Here is a 21,987-nt window from a genome sequence, read left to right as displayed (position 1 = left end):
TCGCGGCGCGGAAGATGGAAGTGGACATAAAAAACCCGCCCAGGTTGCACGCTGGGCGGGTTTTCAGACAGCGTTCGCTGCGTACTACAACTTCGTTCAGTGCAACTGGTCGACCATTAGACTCAATATCTGCTTGGCCTGCGGGCTCTGATCGATAGCGCCCTTGTCGTCGACGACTGCCACACGAGTCTGATTAGGCGTCACCGCGCGCACGTTGACGAGATACTGCTTGGCGACCTTTTCCTTCTTGCCATGGAATACCTGGCTCCAGAAACCCTGCTCCGCCGAGGTCATATCCTTCGGATCGACGTAGCGCACGAAGTACAAACCGCGGCTCGCATCCCGATCGTCGACCGTGAAGTTGCTGCGATCGAGCGCGAGGCCCACGCGCAGCCATGCACGGTCATACGGCTCGCCGAGGGTCAGTTCGGTGGACGAGAGTTGCGCCGCCGTGCCGTTCGCCGCGTCATCCGGCATGGGCTGTTGCGCCGACAGCGCCACGTTTTGCGCCGCCGTCGCCGCAGCGGCCGACTTCGCACCCGCTGTAGCCGCGTTCGGCGCCGTTTGTGCACTCGCTGGCGAAAGCTCGGCGCTTTGCGTATCAGCCGACTTCGTGCGTGAATCGGTCAGCGCCAGCGCTGCCATCAGCCGCTTCAGGTATTCCTGTTCGAGGCCCGGATCGTTCGGCTTTGCTTCCCACTTGGTCGAATCGTTGTTCGTGCCCGTGATCGCCTCGCGCATGCCCTTCTGGCTGACGAACACATAGGTACCGCCGTTCGGCGCCGTTTCGAGACGCGTGCGGTACTTGTTGCGCTCAGAAGTCACATAGCTGTTGCCCAGTGCTTTGGACAGCGTGCCGCGGATCAGGCCGTCGTTGATCTGCGCGTGCGTTTCGTTCCAGTCCGTCTCCATCACGCCCTTGTCGCGCTGATCGACCACCAGCAGGAAGCCCTGTTCCTGCCAAAAGCGGCGAATTTGCGGCCAGGCCTGGTCGGGCGCCTTGTTGTCGATCACGAGCCAGCTTTCCGTGCCGTCACGCTGGATATGCATGCCGGTGACCTGTGGCACCACTGTCAGGATGCTGGTAGCCGGTGCTTGCGCCTGGACCTGCTTGAGCGTGGACAGCGAGGTTTCGCCGCCTTGCGGGGGCAACGAACGCTGATCGGACGTCTCATCGATCATGTTCGGCGGTACGGCAAGCGACACCTGCTTCGATTTCGAGTCGCTTTTGTAGTCAATTTTGGTCGGCGACGAGGTGCCGCAGCCGGCGACCAGACCGCCTGCCATCAGCATTACTGCAAACCGCTTGGTAAGACGAAGATCAGTCATGTTCAGGGAATCCTTCCGCTACGCCACGGCAAGTTTCCGTGGATCAACCCAACATTTTACCGATCCCAGCGAGACATGTGCAAAAACCCGGGTTAGCCCGCGAATTTAGCCGCCTGCAGGCGGCAAAAACGCGGGTTGCGACAAGTGAACTGGACGCCGGTAAATCGCTGCGCAACGTGAGCTTCCCATTGCAGAAAAGAGCCTCACTTCGCGGCAACGATCATCTCCCCGACAGCAGATTTAACAGTTCACAACACTTCCCAATCGCCCGCCAGACATGTACTACCCTATCGTCAGATCATTGTTTTAAAAGACACTTCGCACCTTTGTCACACGCTATTTTCGAGATTATCGCAAGCGCCGCACGCCGCTCCTGGCAAGGATCAGGAAACCCGGGTGTTATCTTGAATTGGACGTCTCAATAAAAGATTGAGCGCGCCAACTGCGAGACAGGTTGCCATGCCAAATCCTTCTTTCTTACCTGCCCTCGCCGTCCCGGCAATGGCGATTGCCGTGCTATGTGCCAGCACTGACGCGCGTGCCGAATTGGGCGGCACGATGCCCATCCAGGCGAATTCGACGACCGCGGCGCCCCAAACCCTGCTGAACGGAGCCTTACGCCTGCTCACGCTGACCGACGCGGGCAATACGACCATCAATGAGTACGCGACGAATACCGGCCAGATCATCGCTTACACGTGGCAAGGCCCGACCATGCCGGATCTGCGCGCGCTGCTGGGAAAGTACGCCGACTCCTACAGAACGGGTGCCGCAGCGTCGGTGCCGGACGGCAACCTGCACGCCTCGCGGGTAGTTCGCCCGGACGTAATCGTGGAATCCGGCGGCCCGATGCGCGGCTACGCAGGGCGCGCCTGGCTGCCCGCGGCCTTGCCGTCCGGCGTCACAGCCGACGATCTCCACTGACGCGCGTAAATCAACTAAAAAAACACCTCGACGATTGCCCTCGACATCATGAAACCCCCTTCTCGTCTCCATGCCCTGCTCCTCGTCTGCGCGGCACTCGCCGGTTGCGGCGGTGGCGGTGGCACATCGGCGGACTCGTCCCCGGCCGGTTCAGCCAGCCCGGTCAGCAGTCCGAACGCGGCAAGCCCGTCTGGAGCCAGCGCGCCGCCCGGGGCCGCCGTTCCGAGCACGGCCACCTCCGTGCCACAGTCGAGCACACCGAACGTTCAGCCGATCGCGGTCACCACCGCGCCGGGTTTGACGCGCAACATGCTGACGACGAGTGTCACCGTCTGCCAGCCCGGCACCAGTAACTGCGCGACGATCAACAATATTCAGGTCGACACCGGCTCGCACGGCTTGCGGATTCTCGCGTCCGCGCTGCCGGCCAGCCTCATACTGCCGGCAGTGGGTTCGGGCAGCGGAGTCACGGGCGAATGCGCGGTATTCGGCGGCGGCTATGCGTGGGGCGCGGTGCGCAGCGCGGATGTGCGCATGGCCGGTCAGTTAGCCGCGGCCATTCCGATCCAGTTGATCTCCGATCCCACCCTGCCCAACGTGCCCACCGACTGTGCGGGCTCAGGCCCGGCGATGCTGACCGTCTCGAGCCTGCGCGCCAACGGCATTCTCGGCGTCGGCCTGTTCGCGGCCGACTGCGGCAGCGGCTGTGTCAACACTGCGCTGCCGCGCTGGTATTACCGTTGCGACGCCGGCGGCGCCTGCCTCGCGAGTACACAAGCACTTGCGCAGCAGGTGACCAATCCGGTCAGCAGCTTCGCGCTTGACAACAACGGCGTGGTAATCGATCTGCCGGCGATCGCCGACGCTGGCGCGGTCAGAGTGTCAGGCTCGATGATTTTCGGCATCGGCACCCAGGCGAACAACACACTCGACGGCGCAAGTGTGGTCAAGGCGAATCAGGTCACAGGGTATGTGGCCACCAGCAGTGCCGGCCAGACTTATGCGCAAAGTTACCTCGACAGCGGCTCGAATGGCCTGTTCTTCAGCAATAGTCAGTTGCCGCAATGCGGTTACTGGTACTGCCCAAGTTCGACGCAAACAGCGAGCGCCTCGATCGTGGGTACCGATGGCGCGTCGACCACGGTATCGTTTGCGATCGGCAATTCGACCACGCTGTTCGCGTCGTCGAATAATGCCTTCAACAACCTGGCCGGCAGGGCCAGCAATAGCTTCGGCTGGGGCCTGCCGTTCTTTTTCGGACGGCGGGTCTATACGGCGATCGCGTCGCGCGCAACGTCGGTCGGCCCGGGTCCGTATTACGCGTTCTGATATGCATTCCGAGTGCTCGATGTCGGGATCCGCCTTGCGCAGATAGCAGCGTTGGGCGGGTTCGATTGAGTGTCCGAACCGACTTCCCGCTATCCCGAGCCCCGCACCGAAACAGAATAAATCCCACGAGCCGATCAGGTTTTCCCGCACAGAAATTTCCCAAACTCCTATCCCGGACTTATTTGATATGCCCAGGCTGCGATACTCGGTGCCCTGGCTAACTTGATTTCAATATAGTTAGTCATGCATATCTTAAAATAGCCACCTGATGGAAGTCACCTTTTCACTCGACCACTTCGAACAACTCGTCTATACGCAACAGCACGCACAAGCTTCGGTCCAGCTTGTCACCGCGCTGGCGCTGCTTCAACATAATCGTGGCGAGCTGGACGGCAGCTTCAAAGCCTCGGGCATGATCGGCCTGTCTCCCGAAGAGCAACGTCAGCGTTTCTGCACACGCCTGACGAGCGCCCTCTCAACGTTGTTCGCCGACCCGAATTTCCGACCGCCCACCGAATACTTCAGATTATTTCTCACACTGCATGAATGGATCGGCGTGCTGTTCTCGGCTACGGACTTCGGCAATGCAGACCATATCACCCGCTATCTGAATCCCCGCGGCCCCGCGGACACACAGTTTCTACCCGGCGACAGCTTCATCGAGAGTCTCTGCGTGCTCTATTCCACCGAATCCGAACTGGAACTCGACTTTGCCGCGCTCTGGGCGTACGACAAAGTCATCGCCGCCTGTCTCGCCCTCACCTTGCTGGCGCCTGTTTTCAAGGGCTCGGCGAACGCGCACGGCAAGCGCGAAGCGTTGTTGGAATGGCTGCCCGGCAAGCTGCAGCAAATCGACGACCTCGACGATCTGCCGTCGGCCGTGCTGCACAACGCCTATATGTTCTGCAGCTACGCCGACACGCCGCGGCGCCATGCGATCAAGCGGGACATCAATATGCTGGTGCGCCGCAAGCTCGGACAACTCAGCCTGACCGACCTGCCCGCGCCAAAGCGCACGCCGGCCAAAGGCAAACCGCGGCGCGGCAAGAAGCCCTTGATGGTGGTCGTGCTCGAGTGGTTCAGCGGCGCCCATTCGATCTACCGCACACATTCGCGTACGCTCGAATCTGCGCGCGAACATTTCGAGGTGGTGGGTTTCGGCTTCGGTTACGCCGTCGACGAAGTGGGGCGGAACATCTTCGACCGCTTCATCGAACTGGAGCAGCCGGACTACATCGGCGAATGCATGAAGACTATTCGCGACTTTGCCGAGGCCGAGCAGCCGGACGTGTTGTACATGCCGAGCGTCGGCATGTTCGTGCTGACGGTGTTCATGTCCAATCTACGCATCGCGCCGTTGCAGATCGCGGCGCTTGGCCACCCCGCCACCACGCACTCAGACAAGATCGACTACATCAGCGTCGAGGAGGATTATGTCGGCGACCCGGCCTGCTTCAGCGAACGCCTGATGAAACTGCCGAAAGACGGGCAGCCGTACCGCCCGTCCGTCGCGCTACCAGACATCGTTGCGCAGATTCCGCCACCGCGCGAGGCCCTGCAGATTGTCATCACTGCTAGCGCGATGAAGCTCAATCCTGGTTTTCTCGATGCTTGCCGTGCGATCGGCGAGCGTGCCGCGACACCCGTTGAGTTTCATTTCATGACCGGTGTGCCATTGGGTCTGCCGCTCTACCGTCTACGCGACGTCGTCACGCATGCGGTGCCGGGCGCCGTCGTGCACGACTTTCACGACTACGCCGCGTATCTGGCGCGCGTCAACCAGTCTGACCTGTTCCTCAGCCCGTTTCCGTTCGGCAATACCAACGGTATCGTCGATGCATTGACGCTCGGCTTGCCCGGCGTATGCAAACGCGGGCCGGAAGTATTCGAACAGATCGACGGCGCGCTGTTCGAGCGCGTGGGCATGCCGTCGTGGACCACCACGGACAGCGTCGAGGCTTATATCGCGGCGGCCGTGCGAATGATCGACCAGCAAGACGAGCGCACCGCGCTGCGGCAACACCTGATCGATACACAGGTGGTGCAGCGCTGCTTTGAAGGTCGGCCGCAGGCGTTCGGCGAAAGCGTGCTGAAGTTGATGCGCGAAAACAAAAGCCGCCAGGCAGATGGGGCGGCTTGAGGCTTGAGGCTTAAGATTCGCGGTTTGCGGTTTGCGGTTTGCGGTTTGCCGTTTGCGGTTTGCGGTTTGCGGTTTGCGTGCGCAGTTTGGGTTTGCTGTTTGGTTGCCAGTTGCCAGTTGCCGGTTCGCGATTGACGAGGCGCCGGCAAAAGCCGGCTGCACTCGTCGCAAGCGAGGTTTTACTTCACGGCTTCGCTGGCAGCGCCATCGGCCGGCGTGGCGAACTTTGCCGGCGCCAGCCAGCTGAACGCGCTCAACGCCGAACCGTGAAATGTGCACTCAGCGGCGGCCGCCGTGCTGGTCTTCTTCGGTTTGGCCAGTTTGAGCGAGGCTGCTTCGGCTCCCGACGCAGCAAGGCTCGCGGAGGCGGCCGCAGCACCCGAAGCCACTCCAGCCATCACGCCGGAGGCTGCCGCAGCGCCTGAAGCCGGAGAAGCCGCCGATACCCCGGACGCCGCGCGCACGCCCGAAGCCGCACGGGGCGCATTCGCGACTTGCGTGGCGGAAGCTGCCGCGGATGCCGCCGAGGCGGCCGCAACCTCCGAAGCCGTCACCACATGCTCGATCGAGCCTTCGACGACCACCCGCGAGCCGTCAATACCGACACCTCTATGAGCGACTTTCAGCGTATCCGGCGACGTTTCAGCCAGCTTGCTTCGCATCAACTGCTCGCATGCATCCGAGTTCTTGTACACGGCCGTGCAGGCCGCCAGCAGCGCGGCAGCGGTCGTGACGCAGGCGATAGAGAAAATCCGAATCTTCATTGATATTCCGTTTTTCAAGCTGTCGGCAATTGTAGCTTACGGGCTGAGGGATCGGCACCGCGGCTCCCTTGGGGTCGGCATATGCAAAGGACCGCACCGCACGTGAGTGTGAACATACAGAACCGCAGGGCGCGTACATTGCGCAAGAAAAAAGACGGCTTGACCGCAACGCCTCGCATCGGCATCGTGTTGACCGGCCGCCATGCCTCCGCACTGACGCCTTTCAACTGGACCGCTTCACGGGTGCAGATCCGTTCCCCACTGTGCATTGACCGGTTTTCCCGCATGTTCAGCCTCGCCCTGCTCGCCGTCGCGGCTTACGTCGCCACCAATATTGACAACCTTTTCGTGCTGCTCGCCTTCCTTGCTGAAGCGGCCGGCCATCGGCGTCGCGTAATCACCGGGCAGTTTGCCGGTTCGCTCGCCTTGATCGTGGGGTCGATTCTGCTCGCCGCTTTGTTCACGCGGTTACCCGCCGGCTATGTCGGTCTGCTCGGCATTCTGCCGATCAGCGTAGGCTTGAGCAAAGCGTGGATGCGCTTTCGCCCCGCCAATGTGGATCAGGACAAAGAGGTGCAGGCCACCGCACGCACGAATGCACCGCGCACATCGACTACGACCGGCACAGGCTCCTCATGGTGGACAGTCGCGTGCGTGGCGGTCGCCAACGGCTCGGACAACGTCGCCGTCTACGTGCCCTTGTACGCGAGTCATTCGCACAGTGAGGGTATGCTCATCTCGCTGGTGTTCGTCGTGATGATCGGGCTGTGGTGCGCAGGCGCGGTGTGGCTGGTGGAGCATCCGTTGCTGGGCGCGCCGATCCGGCGCTACGGTACTGCGCTGCTACCGCTTATCCTGCTGGTAATCGGCATCTCGGTAATCGCGCAGAACGATACGCTGCGGATCGTGTTCGGTCTCTGAGGCGAACCTGGAGTCGGCGATCCGGTCGCCGGATAATTGGGTGGTCGAGCCTGAACTGAACCCGAGCCAATAAACACTACGGTGCGTGCCGTGATGCGCTGCTGTCAGCGCGCGATGCAGCACGATCGACTGTCGCCCGCGCGGACCCTCAGTTCGACGGCATTTGCGGCTGCACGTAGGTGCGCACGCCGGCGAGCGGCGAACCGTAGCCACCCGCCTGGGTGTTGTTCGGCAAACCGTTGACAAGTTGCGCGCGCGGATCGGTCGGATTCAGATTCAACTCGCCCGCCTGCTGGTTGCCGTGCGTCGGATACTCGCTGCCGCGCGCCGCGTTCGGCATCACACGCGTGCTGTTTTGCGGCGCGTTGATGTCATCCTGCACGCTCAGACCCTGTGCGCCAGCCTGCGCGGCGACGCCGCACGCGACCGCGCACAGCAAGACCCCCGCTACCTTCGACGTCCTCGATGTAGGTTTCATACCGGCCTCCGGAAAAGTAAAATGAAAGGCGATCAAGTCCGCGGTTCCAGCACAGGCGCGTCGTTGCACGCGGCGAACGCTGATCACATCATTTATACGCGCTACTTCGTCTTTCAGATTCGGTTAATTCCGTCCCGCACGCCGCAAAAAGGCCAAACTGGCGCGCACCGTGCGCTGAGCGAAGCCACGCGGACATAGTAAATACCGCAGGCGCATATCGTTATGCCGATTCGCGATTTCTTTCCAGGCAGATCGCGGCCGATAATAAGTGCCATGAACACGCACCCCACTTCCCAAGCCCGCGCGCTGCGTTCCACGTTCGCGGCGCTAAGCGCGGCGCTGCTGCTGGCCGCCTGCGCCGTCCCGACGGCATCGACATATTCCGCCGCGGCTGATTCTGCCTCGCTCGACGCCGCAATTTCCGGGCCGCAGCGCAGCGACAGGAACCGCGCACGCGACGTCTATCGCCATCCGAAGGAAACGCTGCAATTCTTCGACGTGGCACCGTCGCAAACCGTGCTGGAGATCGCGCCCGGTGGTGGCTGGTACACGGAAATACTCGCGCCCTATCTGCACGACCACGGCAGGCTGTACGAGGCGCAATACGACAGCCCGGAGGCTGCGTCGGCGGCAGAAGAGCAGGCTGGCCGGGCGCCTTTCGCGCGCAAGCTGGCGGCCACGCCGGCGGTCTATGGCAATGTGGTGGTCGGCACGCTGCGAGCGGGCCAGTTCAGCGGCTTTCCGGCCGATGGCAGCGTCGACAAGGTGTTGACCTTCCGCAACATCCACAACTGGATCAAGGACGGCCAGATCGACGCAAACCTGCACGCCTTTTACGCGGCACTTAAGCAGGGCGGCATCCTCGGTGTCGAGGAACATCGCGCGGCGCCGGGCACCTCCCTGCAACAGACCATCGACACCGGCTATGTAACCGAAGCCTATGTCATCGAGCACGCGCGCGCGGCAGGTTTCGAATTGGCCGGCCAGAGCGAGGTGAACAGCAATCCTCAAGACACGAAAAACTATCCCCATGGTGTGTGGTCACTGCCGCCCACGTATGAAGGCCACGATGTCGATCGGGCGAAATACGCGGCGATCGGTGAATCGGATCGCATGACGTTGCGTTTCGTGAAACCCAGGTGACAGGCACGACCGACTCGGATCTCACCGCGCCCCGGCCGGGATAGGCCCCCGGTCGGCACGTTCTTCGCCGCACTACGCTTGACGCCGTCCTAATAATATGTTCCTATCGCACACTATGTACCGCGCCCAGACCATCCTATCGCTACTACTAGCCCCCTCTACCGGGCTAGGTCTGCTGCTGCGCGCTTCCATCTGATACACCCGAAGCACCGCTCAATTCCCCAGTAACTGACCCAGCCCCGGTTTCCGACCGGCGGCCATGCTTTGCGTTTTCGTCGTCCGGTCGACACCGGGTTGATCGAACCCAAGGATGATGAAAATGTTGAAGAACCCTGCTACCAAATATCGCTCGTTCAAGCCCATCAATTTGACGGACCGCCAGTGGCCATCGCGCACCATCACGCGCGCGCCGATCTGGATGAGTACCGACCTGCGCGACGGCAATCAGGCGCTGTCCGAACCGATGAACGCGCAACGCAAGATGCGCATGTTCAAGACGCTCGTGCAGATCGGCTTCAAGGAGATCGAAGTCGCATTTCCGTCCGCCTCACAAACCGATTTCAATTTCGTGCGTGAGTTGATCGAAGGCGGCCATATCCCCGACGACGTCACCATCGAAGTGTTGACGCAAGCTCGCGACGACCTGATCGAACGCACCTTCGAATCCTTGCGTGGCGCGCCGCGCGCCATCGTCCATCTGTACAACGCCACTGCGCCGGAATTCCGCCGCATCGTGTTCGGCCTCGAAAAGAGCGGTGTAAAAGAACTCGCACAAAACGCCGCGCGTACGATGAAGCGTCTCGCCGACGCCGCACCGGAAACGCACTTCACGCTGCAATACAGCCCGGAAGTATTCAGCGGCACCGAACTCGAATTCGCCAAGGACGTGTGCGACGCCGTGTTCGACATCTGGCAACCTACGCCCGAGCACAAAGCCATCGTCAACTTGCCCGCAACCGTTGAAATGGCCACGCCGAATGTCTACGCGGACCAGATCGAATGGATGCACCGCAATCTCGCGCGTCGCGATTCGTTGATCGTTTCGGTGCATCCGCATAACGACCGCGGCACTGCCGTGGCTGCTGCGGAACTGGCGGTGATGGCGGGAGCGGATCGTATCGAAGGATGTTTGTTCGGCAACGGCGAACGTACCGGCAATGTCGATCTCGTAACGCTTGCGTTGAATCTGTACACGCAGGGTGTCGATCCGGAACTCGACTTTTCGAATATCAATGAAGTCGCGCGTACTGCTGAGGAATGCACACAGTTGCCGGTGCATCCGCGCCATCCGTATGTCGGCGATCTGGTGTTCACCGCTTTCTCCGGCTCGCATCAGGATGCGATCAAGAAGGGATTTGCCGTGCAGAAACCCGATGCGGTCTGGGAAGTGCCCTATATGCCGATTGATCCGAGCGATCTCGGGCGGACTTATGATTCCGTCATTCGTGTGAATAGCCAGTCCGGTAAGGGTGGGATTGCTTACTTGCTCGAGCAGAGTTATGGGGTGGTCTTGCCGCGGCGCTTGCAGGTCGATTTCAGCTCTGCTGTGCAGCGGTTTACTGACACTAGCGGTCAGGAAGTTACACCTTCGCAAATCTGGGAATTGTTCCAGCAGGAGTACGTGCACAGTGCTGCGCCGATTCACTATGTTGGACATAGTCTGTCTGAGCGCGACGGGCGTGAACATATCAAGCTCACGGTCGAGATTAATGGCTCGCGGCGCGTCTTGAACGGTGAAGGGAATGGGCCGCTTGATGCGTTGATGCATGCGATTGGTGTGCCGGTGCGGATTCAGCACTATGAAGAGCGGGCTTTGACTCAGGGTGCGGATGCTCGTGCTGTGGCCGTGGCTGAGATGGCTGGGGCGGATGTGGCTGGAAGCGCGTTTGGAGTTGGCATCGATGCCAATCTGGTGACGGCTTCTATTCGGGCTGTGATTAGTGGGGTTAATCGCGCTTATGCGCGGGTTAATGTTGATGCTCAAGGGCGGTTTTTTGAAGTTGCTTTGAATGATGACGCGGAGCGTGTGGCCGTTTGAGGTCTTTGGCTTCTTCTCGAATTTGGCCTTTGCTTGAATTGTTAGTGGTTTTTTGAGGGGCGCTTCGGCGCCCCTCTTCTTTTTTCTGTGCCGCGGGCTGTCGACAGACAAGCATTTGTTCCCCCCTTGTCCTCTCTCGGTCAGCCCCGCTCTGTCCATTCGTCCGGCAAACTATGCGTCAGCGTCGACACGAAGCGTTCTGTCTCCGGTTCGCGCGGACTCATGAAAATATCGCGTGACGGGCCCTGCTCTACCACCACGCCGTTATTCAGAAAGACCACGTCGCGCGCAATCGTCGCGGCAAGACGCAAGTCATGTGTCGCCATCAACATCGTCATGCCTTCCGTGGCGAGTTGCTTGAGTACTTCCACCACCTCTGCGGCCAGCCCGGGATCGAGTGCCGACGTGGGCTCGTCACATAACAATACTTCCGGCGATGGCGCCAACGCCCTCGCGATCGCTACGCGTTGTTGCTGGCCGCCGGAAAGCGTTGAGGGCCATGCGTCCGCTTTGTGTGCGATGCCTACTTTCTCGAGTAATTCGTCTGCACGTACGCGCGCTTTTTCCTTGTCCCACTTTTGTACCGTCAGTAGACCTTCCATTACGTTCTGACGTACCGTCAAATGCGGAAACAACTGGAAATTCTGGAACACCATGCCGGTGCGGCGGCGAATCGTCAGCACCGCATCGCGCGATGGCTTGTGATCGCGGCTGAATTCAAGGCGCTGGTCGCCAAGTTCAAGTGATCCGGCCTCGGGAATCTCCAGCAGATTCACGCAGCGCAAAAGCGTACTCTTGCCGCTGCCGGATGGGCCAATCAGCGCGGTAACATTACCTGACGCGAGTTGCAGGTCCACCGAATTCAGAACCCGGTTCTCACCGAAGTACTTATCGATTTTTTCCAGTCGAATCATCAGTTGCTCGCCTGGAAAAGTGCGTGACGGCCGAACTTGCGCTCGAGCCGGACTTGCGCCGACGACAACACCGAACTGAACACGAGATAAACGAGTGCCGCCTCGGTGTACAGAATCAACGGTTCGTAGGTGACCGACGCGATCCGCTGCGCCGCCTGAAACACCTCCGGTACCGTCAGCACCGCGGCGAGCGATGTGTCCTTCACCAACGCGATGAACGAGTTCGACAGTGGCGGCAGTGCGACACGCGCCGCTTGCGGCAAGATCGCGCGGCGCAATGCCTGCTCACGCGTCATGCCCATCGAGTACGCCGCCTCCCACTGCCCCTTCGGAATCGACTCGATCACGCCGCGTATTACTTCCGAGTTATACGCACCGACATTCAGCGAAAAACCGATGATCGCCGCCGTCAACGGATCAAGTACGATGCCCACGTTCGGTAGTCCGTAGAAAATCACGAACAGTTGCACCAGTAACGGCGAGCCGCGAAACAGCCACACGTAGAAGCGCACGCACACTACCGCCCAGCGCGGCCCGAATAGCCGGACCAGCGCGACGATAAACGCCACCACGATCCCGATCGCGAACGATGCCAGCGTGAGCGGCACGGTGAAGACGAGCCCCGCGTACAGAAGGGGCCACAGCGACTGCGCCATCAGATGCAACCATGCCGGCATGATTCAGACTCGCAGGTGGCGCTTATTGGGAGACGTCTTTACCGAAGTACTTCTGCGAAATCTTCAGGTACGTGCCGTCTTTCCTCATGTCGGCGAGCGCCTTATTGATTGCCGTCTGCAATTCCGGGCTGCCTTTGCGGATCAGCACCGCTGACTTGTCGCTGCTGTCGGCAGAAGTATCGAGCGCGGCGATCTTCACTTTCGCATCCGGCTTGTGCTTCTTGAAGTCGAGGAACGACAACGAATCGTTGACCGTCGCGTCGACACGGCCCGAAGTCAACAGATCGATCGATTCGTTGAAGCCCTGCACGGGAATCACTTCCGCGCCGTGCGCGGCCGCGATCTTGCCGAAGTTGCTGGTCAGCGTATTCGCCGATTTCTTGCCCTTCAGGTCGTCAAAGGTCTTGATCGTAGTGTTATCCGAATTCACGATCAGCGCGGCATGCGAAGTGATGTACGGGTCCGAGAAATCGTATTTCACCTTGCGCGCGTCGGTGACAGCGACTTCATTGATCACCGCGTCATAACGGTTCACATCGAGACCGGCGATCAGACCGTCCCATTTGCCTTCGATGAATTGCGGCTTGACGCCCAGGCGTTGCGCGATCGCCGTGCCGATCTCGACGTCGAAGCCGGTCAGCTTGCCGGACTCATCGTGGTATGTGAACGGTGCATAGGTGCCTTCGGTGCCGATTTTGAACACGCCCGCGGACTTGATCTGCGCAAGCTCGTCAGCGGCGAATGCCGGGCTCAGGGTCACCGCTTGCAGCAGCGCGATCAGCAGAATGGAACGAATCGACTTCATCAGGTGGCTCCGTAAAGTTTGCTACGTCAGTTGCATGGTTTTGTGTGCGGCATTCCGCTAGCGTCAGACCCGGCAGAGTGGGCGGACTGTAGCAAACGGTCTGCGTTTTTACAAAGGATCAGGTTTCCGATCAATATGCGCTTGCGTGCTAAGCGGACAGCCAAGATATCTCATACAACGTTGAATTCGACACTACAGGAGATATGACAGACGCGGCATGCATCGCACCACGGAACGCGTGCCGAGCGCCATCAGGGAAAACGCGGGAGGGTGTCGCCGCAGCGAACGCGCGGCGGTGAAAAATAGCCGGCACGGGCGGCACTGCGAGGCCGCCCGGCAGATTGCAAACCGCTTACCGTTCCACCGGATGCGGCTCCTTCCGTTTATTGGCAACCCGGATCGCATCGAAGTAAGCCGGATTCGGCGGGCGCTTCAAGTAGCGCCCCGCGCCACGCACGGCACGCAGCTCGCCATCGGTCCATGCCAGCGCGCCGCGCGTGAGCGTGTGCATCGCCACGCCCTGCACCGTCATCCCTTCGAACACGTTGAAGTCGACCTTCTGATGATGCGTCTTCACCGAAATCGTTTTACTTGCCTTCGGATCCCACACGACCAGGTCTGCGTCCGCGCCCACCTGTACCGCGCCTTTACGCGGATACAGGTTGAAAATCTGCGCGGCGTTGGTCGACGTGATGCGCACGAATTCATTCGGTGTGAGCCGCCCCGAATTCACGCCGTGATGCCAGAGCACCGCCATACGATCTTCAACGCCGCCGCAGCCATTCGGGATCTTCGTGAAGTCTTCGCGGCCCATGGCCTTCTGCGACGCGCAAAACACGCAGTGATCGGTCGCGGTGGTATGCAATTGGCCCGCCTGCAGACCACGCCACAATGCCTCACGATGCTCCGCGGAGCGGAACGGCGGGCTCATCACGTGCGCCGCCGCGCGGGTCCAGTCGGGATCGCGATACACCGCCTCGTCGATCACCAGATGGCCCGGCAGTACTTCGCCGAACACCCGAAGGCCTTCGCTGCGGGCGCGCGCAATCGCATCGACCGCATCTTTCGAGGACACGTGGACGATATATACCGGCACGCCTAACACCTGTGCGATGCGAATTGCCCGATTGGCGGCCTCGCCCTCCACTTCAGGCGGCCGCGACAGCGGATGCGCCTCCGGACCTGTGAAGCCTTTCGCCAGCAACTGACGCTGCAACTGAAACACCAGTTCACCGTTTTCCGCATGCACGGTGGGTAGCGCACCGAGTTCGAGTGAACGCGAGAAACTGTTCACCAGCACTTCGTCGTCGGCCATGATCGCATTCTTGTAGGCCATGAAGTGCTTGAAACTCGACACGCCGTGTTCGTGCACCAGCGTGCCCATGTCGCGATAGACCGAATCGTCCCACCACGTCACCGCAACGTGAAAGCCATAATCCGCCGAAGCCTTCTCAGCCCAACCGCGCCATTCCTTGAAGGCCTCCATCAGCGATTGTTTCGGACTCGGAATCACGAAGTCGATGATGCTGGTCGTGCCACCGGATAAACCCGCGGCCGTACCGGTGTAGAAATCGTCGCTCGCCGTAGTGCCCATGAACGGCAATTCCATATGCGTATGCGGATCGATGCCGCCGGGCATCACATACTGCCCGCCCGCATCGACGATCGTGGCGCCGGCCGGCGCTTCCAGATCCACTCCGATCTGCAGGATCGTGCCGCCGTCCTCCGGGTCCGCACACAACACGTCCGCACGATACGTGTTCTCCGCGTCGATAATCGTGCCGCCGCGAATTAGGGTCGTCATGTTGCCGCCTCCTTATGAACTGCTGGTTTCGGTGCTACGTACTTCATTCGCTTCTTGTGCGGTCTATGCACGCACTACGCCTGCGCTCGGTCCTTTGCTCAGCTTCATCCATGCGCTGTATACGATCGAGGCCAACGCGAGTCCGACAAACCACGCATACGTATAGAGCGTGTTGAAAATCGCCGGCACATTCGCAAACGATGCCGGAAACGCGGTATGCAAAAAGCCCGGCAGATTCGGCAGCACGCCGATCGCGAGCGCCACCACCGCGCCGATATTCCAGCCGCCGGTGTAGCTGTACTCGCCATGCTCGTCGAACAGTTCACGCGGGTCCAGCCGTGTGCCGCGAATCAGAAAGTAGTCGACCATCAGAATGCCCGCCACTGGACCGAGCAAGGCCGAGTATCCGACTAGCCACGTGAAGATGTAGCCCTGCGTGGTGGCGAGAATCTTCCACGGCATCATCACAATGGCGATGGTCGCGGTAATCATGCCGCCGACGCGATACGAAATACCCTTGGGCCACAGGCTCGAAAAATCATAGGCCGGCCCGACGAGATTCGCCGCGAGATTGCAGCACATCGTATCCAGTGTCAGGATGATCAGCGCGAGCCCAACGCCGATGCCGGTCATGCGGCTCGTCAGGTCGATCGGGTCCCAGATCGCCTTGCCGTAAATCACTACGGTCGCCGACGTCACCACCACGGAGATCACCGAGAGCAGCGCCATTGGAATCGGCAATCCAACCGACTGGCCGATGATCTGATCGCGCTGCGTTTTCGCAAAGCGTGTGAAGTCGGGGATATTCAGCGCGAGCGTCGCCCAGAAGCCCACCATCGCCGTGAGCCCAGGCCAGAAGGTGACCCAGAACATGCCCTCCTTCTTGCCGCCCGGCACGAACTGCGACGGCGCCGACAGCATCGAGCCGAGGCCGCCCGCCTTCGAGGTGGCCCACCACACCAGCGCGATACACATCACGATCTTGATCGGCGCGGACCAGCTTTCGAGCCAGCGAATCGAATCGGTGCCATGGATGATGAAGTAGATCTGCAGCGCCCAGAACACGAGAAAACACGCGAGCTGCGCGAGCGAGATGTCGAGGAATGGCAAGGCCGCGCCGTGCAGCGCGTTGCCGGTCAGAATATTCAGCAACGTGTAGATCGCGCTGCCGCCAAGCCATGTCTGAATGCCGTACCAGCCACACGCGACGATCGCCCGCAGCATCGCCGGCAGTTTCGCGCCTTGCGTGCCGAAGGAGGAACGCACCAGCACGGCATACGGAATACCGTGCTTCGCACCCGCATGCCCGATCAGCAGCATCGGCACCAGCACGATCAGATTGCCGAGCAGCACGGTTGCCACCGCCTGCCACGGCGACATGCCCTCTTCCGTCAAACCGGCCGCGAGCATGTACGAGGCGATGTTCATCACCATCCCCACCCAGAGCGCGGCGAAGTGATACCACCTCCACGTGCGCTGTGCGACGCCGGTCGGCGCAAGGTCATCGTTATAAAGACTGCTGCCCTGCGCGCCGGCCGCAAACTGCGGATCGACGGGTTGCGCTGTCTGCTTCATCGAAAGATCTCCACTGATCGTTGAGGCCCGCGCGGCTTCTGGTGGCGCGTCAGGCCTTGAGGGTGAGTTACAGGTTCAGTACAAGCGCTTGGTTTCGTTTCCTTTCCTACAGGTAGCTCATGTTTCAGGCTGCTTTTTCTGCATGGGCATGCTCGGCGGTTTCAGCAGCATCCGACTTGTCGCTATCACCGGCATCCACACGCGCTGGGTTGTTCGGATGCGTCGTCCAGTTAGCGTACTCACCGCTATCCACACGCTCCATCGTGATGCACTGTTCGACCGGGCACACATGCATGCACAGATTACAGCCGACACATTCGGAGTCCATCACTTCAAAATGCCGGACGCCAGCTTTTTCTTTCATGATCGCCTGATGAGCAGTGTCTTCGCACGCGATATGGCAAAGGCCACACTGGATGCACTTGTCCTGGTCGATGCGTGCCTTGATGTCGTATTTGAGGTTCAGGTACTTCCAGTCGGTGACGTTCGGCACGGCGCGACCACGAATATCGTCGAGCGTGGCGTAGCCTTTTTCGTCCATCCAGTTCGAGAGACCATCCGTGAGATCGGAGACAATACGGAATCCATAGTGCATCGCCGCCGTGCAGACCTGCACGCTGCCCGCGCCGAGCACCATGAATTCGGCCGCGTCGCGCCACGTTGAAATGCCGCCGATGCCGGAGATCGGCAGATTCGGTGTTTCCACGTCGCGAGCAATTTCAGCCACCATGTTCAGCGCGATCGGCTTCACCGCCGGACCGCAGTAGCCGCCGTGCGTACCCTTGCCATCGACCATCGGCAACGGCGACATTGCATCGAGGTCCACCGCGACGATGGAGTTGATCGTGTTGATCAGCGACACGCCGTCCGCGCCGCCTTTATAAGCCGCGCGCGAACTGGTGCGAATGTCACTGATATTCGGCGTGAGTTTGACGAGGCATGGCAGCTTCGTGCCTTCCTTGACCCAGCGCGTGACCATCTCCACATACTCGGGCACCTGACCCACGGCCGCGCCCATGCCACGTTCGCTCATGCCATGCGGGCAACCGAAATTCAGTTCGACCGCATCGGCGCCGGTGTCTTCGACGAGCGGCAAAATCCACTTCCAGTCGCGCTCGTTGCACGGCACCATCAGCGAGACGATCATCGCGCGGTCCGGCCAGTCGCGCTTGACCTGGGCGATTTCCCTGAGGTTGATGTCGAGCGGACGATCAGTGATCAGTTCGATATTGTTCAGGCCCGCGATGCGCTGGCCGTTCCATTGCACTGCGCCATAGCGCGAACTGACGTTCACTACATGCGGGTCGAGGCCCAGTGTTTTCCACACCACGCCGCCCCAACCCGCTTCAAACGCGCGGTTCACGTTATAGGCTTTGTCGGTCGGCGGCGCGGAGGCGAGCCAGAAAGGATTCGGCGACGTAATGCCGGCAATCGTACAGCGCAAATCGGCCATGTTCGGCTCCTTGGGGACTGCTGTTTTTTATCTGGTGGATGCGTGGCTTAATTTGCTTAGGCGACTCAGGCGGCTTTGACCGCTGCGCGGGCGAACTGAGCGTTAATCGCGGCGGCGGCGATCTTGCCGTCCTGCACCGCTTGTACCGTCAGATCGATCCCACCGGTCGCCGCGCAATCGCCACCTGCCCACACGCCTGGCAGCGAGGTTTGTCCGCTTGCATCGACCGCGATGCGGCTGCCATCCAGCGTCAACAGTTCGCGCTCGATGCCGACAGGCACCAGCGTCTGCCCGATTGCCTTGAGCACCATGTCAGCTTCGACCACGAAGCGCTCCTGATTGCCACCGCTCGACGCGCGTTCGAATTCGACACCTGTGACCACGCCGCTTTCGCCGATCAAACGAGTCGGCGTTGCGTGCGTGACGAGCGTGACGCCGTTGGTCTGCGCGAAATCGCGCTCGGCCCACGTCGCGCTCATTGATTCGACGCCGCGTCGATACACCATCGTCACTGACGTCGCCCCAAGCTTGTGGCTCTGCACGGCAGCATCCACCGCCGTATTGCCACCGCCGATCACGACGACCCGACGACCCACCGGCACCGTGCCGAAGTCACTCGCGGTGCGCACCTGTTCGATGAAATCCACTGCGTTCATCACGCCGCTCAGATCCTCGCCTTCCATCGCCAATGCGCGCACGCCTGTGAGGCCGATCGCGAGGAAGACCGCATCGTGCTGCTTGCGCAGCGTATCGAGATCCACGTCACGTCCTAGCGCCACGCCGTGCCTGATCTCGATGCCACCGATCGAGCACAGCCACGCCACTTCGCGCTGCGCAAAATCGTCGACGGTTTTATAGGCGGCAATGCCGTACTCGTTCAGGCCACCCGCCTTCGCGTGCGCGTCGTAAATGGTCACGTTATGACCGGCCAATGCAAGCCGATGCGCACACGCCAATCCCGCCGGTCCCGCACCGACCACCGCGACATGTCGCCCCGTTTCAGCCGCGCGCTTGAACAGCGCTTCACCGCGTGCCATTGCCCAATCAGTCGCATGACGTTGCAGCGCGCCGATCGTCACCGGCTTCGCATCCTGATGGTTGCGCACGCAAGCACCCTCGCAAAGAATCTCCGTCGGGCAAACGCGCGCGCACATGCCGCCCATTGGATTCGCCGAGAGAATGTCGACAGCAGCGCCCTTCAGATTGCCATTGCCGATCTTGCGAATAAAACTGGGAATGTCGATCCGGGTCGGACACGCGTTCACGCACGGTGCGTCGTAACAGTAGTGACAGCGGCTCGCGGCGGCGGCCGCGGCACTCGCGTCGAGCAGTGGCGCGATGTCCGAGAACTCGCACGACAGTTGATCGGCCGATAGGCGCTGAGCCGCAATATCGCCGGTTTGCTTGATGGCCATACACGATCCTTCTTCGATGTGAGGACGTAGCCGGTCTCGCCGGCTGCGCTGGAGCGGAGCCGGGGCGGCATCTTTTATGGGCGCTACGGTGAGGCGGGTGAATCAACCACAACCGCTGTCACTACCGCTAAAGCGTTATGAAACCGGCTCGCACGCTCGTTCGAGCATGGCGTGCAGCAAGACGTTCGCGCCCGCTTCGATCCATTCGAAGGTCGCGTCCTCGATCTCGTTGTGACTGATCCCGTCGACGCACGGCACGAACACCATTGAAGTCGGCGCGACTTGCGAGAGATAGCAGGCGTCATGTCCCGCACCGGACACCATGTTGCGATGTGGATAGCCAAAGCGTTCGGCCGCGGCGCGTACCGACTTCACGCACGCCTCGTCGAAAGCAACTGGCGCGTAGTAAAAGATCTGCTCGAGTTCGGTTTCCAGACCGATCGTGCTCGTGATCTTCGCCACGCCCTCGCGCAATGCGGCATCCATCTTCGCGAGCACGGCATCATCCGGATGACGGAAATCGACGGTGAAGAACACGCGGCCCGGAATCACATTGCGTGAGTTCGGATAGACCTGCATCATGCCGACCGTCGCGCAGCCGAACGGCGCGTTATCCAGCCCGATGCGATTGACGAGTTCGACCACGCGCGCGGCGCCGAGCAATGCATCGCGACGGCGCGGCATCGGCGTCGGACCCGCATGCGCCTCCTGCCCCGTCAGCGTGATCTCGTACCAGCGTTGACCTTGCGCATCGGTCACCACGCCAATCGTTTTTTGTTCGGCTTCGAGAATCGGCCCTTGTTCGATATGCAATTCGAACGCGGCATGCAAGGGACGGCCACCGCAAGGAACATCGCCCGCATAGCCAATGCGTTTGAGTTCCTCGCCGATGGTTTTGCCGTCCACGTCCTTGCGCGAGAGACCGTAGTCCAGTGTAAAAACACCGGAGAACACACCCGAGGCGACCATGGCGGGCGCGAAGCGCGAGCCTTCCTCATTGGTCCAGATCACCACTTCAACAGGATGCTCGGTCTCGATGCCGTGATCGTTCAAACTGCGGATCACTTCGAGTCCGCCGAGCACGCCGTAGATGCCGTCGAACCGGCCGCCAGTTGGCTGCGAGTCCGCATGCGAACCGGTCATGACCGGCAACGCATCGGGATTGCGCCCGGCGCGGCGCATGAATACATTGCCCATCTGATCGACAGTGACGGTACACCCCGCTTCCTTCGCCCAACTGACGATCAGGTCGCGCCCTTGTTTGTCGAGGTCGGTTAGCGCCAGCCGGCACACGCCGCCTTTGGGCGTTGCGCCGATCTTCGCCATCGTCATCAGGCTGTCCCACAGCCGCTTGCCGTCGACCTTGATCGACGTAGCGGGTTCTGAGTGTTTCAGCGCTTCGGATACCGCGTTCATTCGTCTCGCTCCTTTCGGTGAACCGACATGAAACTGGTGCATTGGCGGCGAGTTTTGGGGCGTGGCCGCACGGCGGCGGTGCACACTCGATACCTCGGATCGCCTCTTATACAGAGGGCAAACCCTGAGGCATCTCCCGCTCCCTCAATCCTGTCCAGTTGGACAGGTTGTAGACGATTAAGCCCGCCAAATCAATACCTTTCGTACGGTGACAAACATAGCGAGAAGCGTGCCATTGCATTGCAGCACGCATTTATGGGCTGCCGTGAATGCGCGTGTCCATCGCCGCTCAAACGACTAGAATGAAGCGCGACGCGGCATACATGCCGATGAAGGCCAACATGAGAGACGAGAACGTGGCTGCCGACATCACGGAAAACGACGAGACGAGAGACGAAACTCGCGCACCTTTGCGGCGGCGCAAGGCCCACATTCGCGAGTCGAATGAAGCGCATTTATTGGCGTGTGCCGAAGCGGTTTTCGCGGAGCGAGGACTCGACGGCACCAGTACGGCGATGATCGCGGAACGCGCAGGCTTACCGAAAGCTAACCTGCATTACTACTTCCCGACAAAGCTCGCTTTGTACCGGCGCGTACTGGAAGACCTGTTCGAAGACTGGCACCGCGCGGCGGATACGTTCGAATGCAGCGACGATCCAGTTGAGGCAATCGGCGGATACGTACGCGCGAAAATGGAGTTATCGCGCCGCCGGCCTTTGGGCTCAAAGGTGTGGGCGAGCGAGATCATCCACGGCGCTGAGCATATGGAGGATATCCTCACCGGGCGCGTGAAGCCGTGGCTGGACAGCCGGGTAAAGGTGATCGATGACTGGATCGCTCGCGGACTGCTGGCGCCGGTGAA

The 21,987-nt window shown here is 60.7% G+C and carries 18 protein-coding genes; 7 read left to right on the top strand and 11 right to left on the bottom strand.

Features of this window, described 5'->3' with window-relative positions; all coding sequences use genetic code 11:
- Nucleotides 1-96: 96 nt before the first annotated feature.
- Entirely contained in the window at nt 97-1,329 is a 1,233-nt protein-coding gene (gene bamC, locus VFE81_RS12375) for an outer membrane protein assembly factor BamC (RefSeq protein ID WP_325044867.1), read from the bottom strand.
- Nucleotides 1,330-1,788: 459 nt separating this feature from the next.
- On the opposite strand from bamC, the gene VFE81_RS12370 reads away from it, so the two are divergent.
- The 3 genes from VFE81_RS12370 to VFE81_RS12360 all read left to right on the top strand — a co-directional run bounded on the left by VFE81_RS12370 (nt 1,789) and on the right by VFE81_RS12360 (nt 5,722).
- Nucleotides 1,789-2,253 carry a DUF2844 domain-containing protein gene (locus VFE81_RS12370; protein ID WP_325044866.1) on the top strand — a complete coding sequence of 155 codons (465 nt, stop codon included), beginning with the start codon at nt 1,789-1,791 and terminating at the stop codon, nt 2,251-2,253.
- A 48-nt stretch (nt 2,254-2,301) separates the two neighbouring features.
- Nucleotides 2,302-3,582 carry a DUF3443 family protein gene (locus VFE81_RS12365; protein WP_325044865.1) on the top strand — a complete coding sequence of 427 codons (1,281 nt, stop codon included), beginning with the start codon at nt 2,302-2,304 and terminating at the stop codon, nt 3,580-3,582.
- 268 nt (nt 3,583-3,850) lie between these two features.
- Nucleotides 3,851-5,722, top strand: a complete 1,872-nt coding sequence (locus VFE81_RS12360) for a glycosyl transferase family 1 (RefSeq protein WP_414695582.1) — start codon at nt 3,851-3,853, stop codon at nt 5,720-5,722.
- Between the two features lie 179 nt (nt 5,723-5,901).
- Here the strand turns inward: VFE81_RS12360 and VFE81_RS12355 are convergent, their stop codons facing one another.
- Entirely contained in the window at nt 5,902-6,486 is a 585-nt protein-coding gene (locus tag VFE81_RS12355) for a hypothetical protein (RefSeq protein ID WP_325044864.1), read from the bottom strand.
- Between the two features lie 285 nt (nt 6,487-6,771).
- Between VFE81_RS12355 and VFE81_RS12350 the strand changes: the two genes are divergently transcribed.
- Nucleotides 6,772-7,407 carry a cadmium resistance transporter gene (locus tag VFE81_RS12350; protein ID WP_414695583.1) on the top strand — a complete coding sequence of 212 codons (636 nt, stop codon included), beginning with the start codon at nt 6,772-6,774 and terminating at the stop codon, nt 7,405-7,407.
- A 148-nt stretch (nt 7,408-7,555) separates the two neighbouring features.
- Here VFE81_RS12350 and VFE81_RS12345 read toward each other — a convergent pair whose 3' ends face one another.
- Nucleotides 7,556-7,885 (bottom strand): hypothetical protein, encoded by a 330-nt coding sequence (locus VFE81_RS12345; protein ID WP_325044862.1) that lies wholly within the window; start codon nt 7,883-7,885, stop codon nt 7,556-7,558.
- A gap of 273 nt (nt 7,886-8,158) precedes the next feature.
- Between VFE81_RS12345 and VFE81_RS12340 the strand changes: the two genes are divergently transcribed.
- Both VFE81_RS12340 and leuA read left to right on the top strand, forming a co-directional pair.
- The gene (locus VFE81_RS12340) at nt 8,159-9,028 is read left to right on the top strand and encodes a methyltransferase (RefSeq protein ID WP_325044861.1); all 870 of its coding nucleotides are present in this window, start codon (nt 8,159-8,161) and stop codon (nt 9,026-9,028) included.
- Between the two features lie 319 nt (nt 9,029-9,347).
- Nucleotides 9,348-11,066, top strand: a complete 1,719-nt coding sequence (gene leuA / locus VFE81_RS12335) for a 2-isopropylmalate synthase (RefSeq protein ID WP_325044860.1) — start codon at nt 9,348-9,350, stop codon at nt 11,064-11,066.
- A 140-nt stretch (nt 11,067-11,206) separates the two neighbouring features.
- Here the strand turns inward: leuA and VFE81_RS12330 are convergent, their stop codons facing one another.
- The 8 genes from VFE81_RS12330 to VFE81_RS12295 form a co-directional block, all read right to left on the bottom strand.
- Nucleotides 11,207-11,980: an amino acid ABC transporter ATP-binding protein gene (locus tag VFE81_RS12330; RefSeq protein WP_325044859.1), complete on the bottom strand. Its 774-nt coding sequence runs from the start codon at nt 11,978-11,980 to the stop codon at nt 11,207-11,209.
- Complete coding sequence (locus VFE81_RS12325; protein ID WP_325044858.1) at nt 11,980-12,657, bottom strand: amino acid ABC transporter permease; 678 nt, start codon at nt 12,655-12,657, stop codon at nt 11,980-11,982. Before VFE81_RS12325 ends, VFE81_RS12330 begins: the two co-directional genes overlap by 1 nt.
- A gap of 22 nt (nt 12,658-12,679) precedes the next feature.
- Nucleotides 12,680-13,462, bottom strand: a complete 783-nt coding sequence (locus VFE81_RS12320; protein ID WP_325044857.1) for an amino acid ABC transporter substrate-binding protein — start codon at nt 13,460-13,462, stop codon at nt 12,680-12,682.
- Nucleotides 13,463-13,814: 352 nt separating this feature from the next.
- A complete protein-coding gene (hydA, locus tag VFE81_RS12315) occupies nt 13,815-15,266 on the bottom strand; it encodes a dihydropyrimidinase (RefSeq protein WP_325044856.1) in 1,452 nt (483 codons plus the stop codon).
- Between the two features lie 63 nt (nt 15,267-15,329).
- Nucleotides 15,330-16,841 carry an NCS1 family nucleobase:cation symporter-1 gene (locus tag VFE81_RS12310; RefSeq protein WP_325044855.1) on the bottom strand — a complete coding sequence of 504 codons (1,512 nt, stop codon included), beginning with the start codon at nt 16,839-16,841 and terminating at the stop codon, nt 15,330-15,332.
- Nucleotides 16,842-16,965: 124 nt separating this feature from the next.
- Entirely contained in the window at nt 16,966-18,294 is a 1,329-nt protein-coding gene (gene preA / locus VFE81_RS12305) for an NAD-dependent dihydropyrimidine dehydrogenase subunit PreA (protein ID WP_325044854.1), read from the bottom strand.
- Between the two features lie 65 nt (nt 18,295-18,359).
- Complete coding sequence (locus tag VFE81_RS12300) at nt 18,360-19,709, bottom strand: NAD(P)-dependent oxidoreductase (protein WP_325044853.1); 1,350 nt, start codon at nt 19,707-19,709, stop codon at nt 18,360-18,362.
- 135 nt (nt 19,710-19,844) lie between these two features.
- Nucleotides 19,845-21,125: a Zn-dependent hydrolase gene (locus VFE81_RS12295; protein ID WP_325044852.1), complete on the bottom strand. Its 1,281-nt coding sequence runs from the start codon at nt 21,123-21,125 to the stop codon at nt 19,845-19,847.
- A 302-nt stretch (nt 21,126-21,427) separates the two neighbouring features.
- Between VFE81_RS12295 and VFE81_RS12290 the strand changes: the two genes are divergently transcribed.
- Nucleotides 21,428-21,987: TetR/AcrR family transcriptional regulator (locus VFE81_RS12290; protein ID WP_325044851.1), on the top strand; the 560-nt coding region annotated here is incomplete at its 3' end.

The organism is Paraburkholderia sp. (genome assembly GCF_035656215.1).
GTDB lineage: Bacteria > Pseudomonadota > Gammaproteobacteria > Burkholderiales > Burkholderiaceae > Paraburkholderia.
The sequence above is the reverse complement of the archived record's forward strand: the minus strand, read 5'-3'. Positions and strand labels throughout refer to the sequence as shown.

Excerpts from the sequence above, each read along its gene's own strand:
- bamC (WP_325044867.1), bottom strand. The coding sequence starts at position 1,329 with ATGACTGATCTTCGTCTTACCAAGCGGTTTGCAGTAATGCTGATGGCA.
- VFE81_RS12370 (WP_325044866.1), top strand. The coding sequence starts at position 1,789 with ATGCCAAATCCTTCTTTCTTACCTGCCCTCGCCGTCCCGGCAATGGCG.
- VFE81_RS12365 (WP_325044865.1), top strand. The coding sequence starts at position 2,302 with ATGAAACCCCCTTCTCGTCTCCATGCCCTGCTCCTCGTCTGCGCGGCA.
- VFE81_RS12360 (WP_414695582.1), top strand. The coding sequence starts at position 3,851 with ATGGAAGTCACCTTTTCACTCGACCACTTCGAACAACTCGTCTATACG.
- VFE81_RS12355 (WP_325044864.1), bottom strand. The coding sequence starts at position 6,486 with ATGAAGATTCGGATTTTCTCTATCGCCTGCGTCACGACCGCTGCCGCG.
- VFE81_RS12350 (WP_414695583.1), top strand. The coding sequence starts at position 6,772 with ATGTTCAGCCTCGCCCTGCTCGCCGTCGCGGCTTACGTCGCCACCAAT.
- VFE81_RS12345 (WP_325044862.1), bottom strand. The coding sequence starts at position 7,885 with ATGAAACCTACATCGAGGACGTCGAAGGTAGCGGGGGTCTTGCTGTGC.
- VFE81_RS12340 (WP_325044861.1), top strand. The coding sequence starts at position 8,159 with ATGAACACGCACCCCACTTCCCAAGCCCGCGCGCTGCGTTCCACGTTC.
- leuA (WP_325044860.1), top strand. The coding sequence starts at position 9,348 with ATGTTGAAGAACCCTGCTACCAAATATCGCTCGTTCAAGCCCATCAAT.
- VFE81_RS12330 (WP_325044859.1), bottom strand. The coding sequence starts at position 11,980 with ATGATTCGACTGGAAAAAATCGATAAGTACTTCGGTGAGAACCGGGTT.
- VFE81_RS12325 (WP_325044858.1), bottom strand. The coding sequence starts at position 12,657 with ATGCCGGCATGGTTGCATCTGATGGCGCAGTCGCTGTGGCCCCTTCTG.
- VFE81_RS12320 (WP_325044857.1), bottom strand. The coding sequence starts at position 13,462 with ATGAAGTCGATTCGTTCCATTCTGCTGATCGCGCTGCTGCAAGCGGTG.
- hydA (WP_325044856.1), bottom strand. The coding sequence starts at position 15,266 with ATGACGACCCTAATTCGCGGCGGCACGATTATCGACGCGGAGAACACG.
- VFE81_RS12310 (WP_325044855.1), bottom strand. The coding sequence starts at position 16,841 with ATGAAGCAGACAGCGCAACCCGTCGATCCGCAGTTTGCGGCCGGCGCG.
- preA (WP_325044854.1), bottom strand. The coding sequence starts at position 18,294 with ATGGCCGATTTGCGCTGTACGATTGCCGGCATTACGTCGCCGAATCCT.
- VFE81_RS12300 (WP_325044853.1), bottom strand. The coding sequence starts at position 19,709 with ATGGCCATCAAGCAAACCGGCGATATTGCGGCTCAGCGCCTATCGGCC.
- VFE81_RS12295 (WP_325044852.1), bottom strand. The coding sequence starts at position 21,125 with ATGAACGCGGTATCCGAAGCGCTGAAACACTCAGAACCCGCTACGTCG.